At 62.2% G+C, this 3,278-nt stretch carries 1 protein-coding gene and 1 pseudogene; one reads left to right on the top strand and one right to left on the bottom strand.

From position 1 onward, the window contains the following. A pseudogene (locus WCB02_RS03355) lies at window positions 1-876 on the bottom strand (hypothetical protein); the annotation flags it as partial. Window positions 877-1,322: 446 nt separating this feature from the next. On the opposite strand from WCB02_RS03355, the gene ggt reads away from it, so the two are divergent. Further along, the gene (gene ggt / locus WCB02_RS03350; protein WP_423956368.1) at window positions 1,323-3,059 is read left to right on the top strand and encodes a gamma-glutamyltransferase; all 1,737 of its coding nucleotides are present in this window, start codon (window positions 1,323-1,325) and stop codon (window positions 3,057-3,059) included. Window positions 3,060-3,278 lie beyond the last annotated feature (219 nt).

Here is a 3,278-nt window from a genome sequence, read left to right as displayed (position 1 = left end):
CAGCAGGCCCGGCTTTGGCGCGGGCGGAGCGGCGGGTACCGCTGCTGCCGCAGCCGGCGCGGCGTCCTGCTCGGGTGGCGGAGGCGGACGGGTGACCTCGGGATGCTCGATGTCGAACCACTGATAGCATTTCGGCGGCTTGCCGGCGAAGCCGCGCGAGCAATTCGAATAGCCGAACGGCAGCCCCATCTTGAATGCAAAATAGGCGCGCAGGAAGTAGACGAAGTCGGCGCAGTCGGGGCGAAGTCCGGTCTGCGTGATGTCCTCGTTGCGTCCCAGATAGTTGAACAGAAAATTGCGCGATCGGTCGCGCAGCACTTCGTACCAGACTTTCCAGGACAGATCCTGGTCGGGCGGCGCGTCGAACAGCTTTTCGATCCACGCCGAGAACAGAGCTTCGTTCGTGCTATTCCAGTTATTGCGCACCTGCCAGATTTTTCCCGGCGGCGTGCGCAAGGGCTCCGGCTTGCGCGCACTGACGACGATCTCGCGGGTGACCGGGCGGCAATCCGCCGACGCAGCATCGCGCTCCAGCATCGCGTGCCAGGTACCGGCGGCGGGTGCTGCAACCTCGGCGAACCAGGAATAAGGCGGCCCGCCGTGCCGGTCCGGCGATTTGACCGCGACGCTGCCATTGGGCGCGATCAGCGACAGCACGCCCTCGACCGGCTTCTCGGCGACGATCATGACGCGCAACGGCGCCCCGATCCAAGGCGCCAGCGGCGATGGCAGTACCGTCAACTCGGCCGAGGTCGGACAAGCTTCGGATGCTGCTGCGGCTGGAGATTCCGCGACCGAGAACAGCAAGAGGAAAAATCCGCCTGCGACGAGCAGGAATGCCGTCGCAGCGGCAGCAAAGCGGCGCGCAAGAAGCATTTCAATGTCACCTTGCCAAGGAACCCGGAACAGGGCCCCCGGAACCTGCATCGACCCGTCGACGAGCAGGATTGCACGATAGCGAATTAACCGGGACAAGTCAGCGGAATTGAATCCGATTTTGATTTTGCGGGCCGCCACCGGCACCAAAAGTGGTCCCTCGCGGTCCGAAGAGAAGCATTGCAGCGCGGGCGAACATTGGGGCATTGAAGGCTGCGAGCATGCGCGGTCGTTTTCCTTGGTTCCGACACCAGTTCGCCGCAAGCAGGAAGAGCCGCATCATGATTGGCACGGCCTTTTGGTCAATCGCGGCCGATGTCGTTTATCAGCGAGGCCGATGTGCGCGCAGGCCTCGCTGAAAAGGAGAGAAGATTTTCATGTCCTTGCCAGCCTCAGGCGGCGAATTGAAGCTTCGGCCAGGTCGATTTGCCATCACCATTGAAGCGTTGACGGGCGCCTGCATACTGGTTGCCTGCGTCTGGTCACTGGTCGTGGTTTCGACGGCCGACGCTGCATCGACGATACCCGTGGCCGCTGAAAGCGGCATGGTGGTCAGCGCACAGCACCTTGCGACCGAGGTCGGGGTCAACGTTCTCAGGCGCGGCGGCAGCGCGATCGATGCTGCGGTCGCGGTGGGATATGCGCTGGCGGTGGTCTATCCGGCCGCGGGCAATCTGGGCGGAGGCGGCTTCATGACGATCTGGTTTGCCGATGGACGAAAGACCTTCCTCGATTTTCGAGAAAAGGCTCCCCGCGCAGCGGGCCGGGACATGTACCTGGACAAGGGTGGAAAGGTCATCAAAGGCCTGAGTACGATCGGCTGGCTGGCAGTTGGCGTACCGGGCACCGTGTCGGGTCTGGAATATGCGCGCCAGAAGTACGGGTCGATGACGCGGGCAGCGTTGATCGAGCCGGCGATCGAGCTTGCCGAGGATGGTTTCATCCTGCAGCAAGGCGATGTCGACATGCTCGCTTCCGCGACCGAGGATCTCAGACGACGTCCAGCTACCGCCGAGATTTTTCTCAACAAAGGACGGCCTTTTGTCGCTGGCCAGAGGCTCGTGCAGCGTGACCTCGCGGGAACGCTACGCTCGATCAGGAAGCAGGGCGTTGACGGCTTTTATAAGGGCCGCACCGGCGCGGCGATCGTCATGGCCAGTCGGGCAGGCGGAGGAATCATCGATCAAGCAGATCTCGATCGCTACAAGACGCGTGAGTTCCCGCCCATCGCGTGCGATTACCGCGGCTATCACGTCATCTCGGCGCCTCCGCCGAGTTCGGGCGGCATCGCGATCTGCGAGATGCTGAACATTTTGGAGGGCTATCCACTCCGGGAACTAGGTTGGGGATCCGCGCAGGCACTGCATTACGAGATCGAGGCGATGCGTCACGCCTATGTCGACAGAGACAGTCTCGTTGGTGACCCGGATTTTGTCGGCAATCCCAGCCGGGAGCTGGTCGGGAAGAGCTACGCCGCAAAAATCCGGGATTCCATACAGCCGGACAAGGCCGGCGTCTCCACCGAGATCCGACAGGGTGTCGCGCCCCACGAGGGCAGCAACACAACGCATTTCTCGATCATCGACCATGCCGGCAATGCAGTTTCGATGACATACACGCTCAATGACTGGTTCGGAGCGCGGGTCATTGCCACCGGGACAGGCGTGTTGATGAACGACGAAATGGACGATTTCACGCCGGACGCAGGCGTCGCCGACATTGCAGGCGTCGCCGACATTCACGGCTCTGTCCAGGAAGACGCGAATGCCATCGCACCGGGCAAGACACCCCGAAGTTCGATGAGTCCGACGATCGTCACGAAGCATGGCAAGCCTGTGCTCATTCTCGGCACGCCGGGCGGAAGCCGGATTATCACCACCGTCCTGCAGACGATCCTGAACGTCGTCGATTTCCAGATGAACATTCAGGAAGCCGTCGATGCGCCTCGCATCCATAATCAATGGCTGCCGGACGTGACATATATCGAGCGGTACGCTGTGTCGCCTGACACCCGCAGAGTGCTGGAGAGCATGGGGCATCGCTTCGAGGATTCGCAGCCGGCCAACCACGTCGCCGCGATCATTGTCGGAGCACCGAGTCTTGGCGGCACGGCGATCGGTCGAAACAGGTTCTATGGTGCGAACGATCCGCGTGGCGGCACCGGACTGGCGCTGGGCTACTAGCGTATTCGGCGGTTACCGAGCCTTTGCGGCCACCCATCCGGCGTCGAGAGCGGATATGGTCCGGCTCAAATCGGTTCTTTGGCTTTGATGGTGCCCCAGCGCAGGATGGCCGCATAGAGCGTATCCGGCTGGATCGGCTTGGTGAGGAAATCATTCATGCCGGCGGCGCAGCACTCTTCCCGCTGCCCCACCAGGGCGTTGGCGGTCAGCGCGATGATC

It is taken from the genome of Bradyrhizobium sp. (assembly GCF_049581145.1).
GTDB lineage: Bacteria > Pseudomonadota > Alphaproteobacteria > Rhizobiales > Xanthobacteraceae > Bradyrhizobium.
Note: the sequence above shows the minus strand (reverse complement) of the source record. Positions and strands in the feature narration are given on the sequence as shown.